At 42.0% G+C, this 921-nt stretch carries 2 protein-coding genes; one reads left to right on the top strand and one right to left on the bottom strand.

Annotated elements, in window-relative coordinates:
- Positions 1-278: PilZ domain-containing protein (locus A3729_RS18620; RefSeq protein ID WP_068634173.1), on the top strand; the 278-nt coding region annotated here is incomplete at its 5' end.
- 239 nt (positions 279-517) lie between these two features.
- Here A3729_RS18620 and A3729_RS18615 read toward each other — a convergent pair.
- A partial coding sequence (locus A3729_RS18615) for a methyl-accepting chemotaxis protein (protein ID WP_231877467.1) occupies positions 518-921 on the bottom strand: 404 nt, incomplete at its 5' end.

Genomic DNA, 921 nt, shown 5'->3' with positions numbered 1-921 from the left:
ATGAGAAACGTGACCATATCCGTATGAAGCTAGACACGCCTATCCAGGTAAAACTGGATACTGGAAACTATATTGAGGGCACTTGCCTCGATCTTAGTGTAAATGGCATGCAAGTTGAACTTGATAGGGCGATTAACGCAGGTGAATGTATTGAGGCCTGTATCCGCTCAGAGATGGGAATAGTGCCCGACTTGGTTAGCAAGGCGACGGTTGTACGAACAACCCAGATCGAATCGGGTCGATATCTACACGGCGTACAAATACAAAGCATGCAGTAGTCAAAAAGCGACGGAGGGATCTAATTTTAACCAATGTAAGCGGTTTGGTTTATAGTCCCTCTGAAATTTATGAGATCTACTTGTCTCGACTTAGGTGAGTAGTAAACCTAATCTCTGCTGTGTCTTTGCGTTTCCTATATAGACCTAGTTAATCGATTCGTATACATAGAACGATTAAAAAAATATGATACAGCAGTGACTATCAGTTTCCTTTTTATTGAGCAATTGAATAAGCTTGCTCAGACCTTAAAGCGGTTAACTAAGTCGGACAAATCCTGATTTAGTTGGTTTGCTTGTTGGCAGCTTGCAGAAGTTTGTTCCATGCCCTCGCTGGTCGTGGTGGCGACTTCAACAACCGTTTGAACATTCTTCTCCATTTCTTCACACACGCATGACTGTTCTTCTGAAGCGCTTGCTACTAGTTGGTTAATCTCATTTATAACTGAAATCGAAGAAGCAATTTGGTTAAGTGATCGTTGTACTTGTTCACTTTGACGAACGGTACTTTGACTTTGTTCATTACTTCGTGTCATGACTTCGACGGCTCTCTGTGATCCACTTTTGAGTCGATCAATCATTTCTTGTATTTCTTCTGTGCTTTGTTGAGTGCGTCCTGCCAAGCCTCTAACTTCATCAGCAACAA

This window comes from Oleiphilus sp. HI0043, from assembly GCF_001634935.1.
Note: the sequence above shows the minus strand (reverse complement) of the source record. Positions and strands in the feature narration are given on the sequence as shown.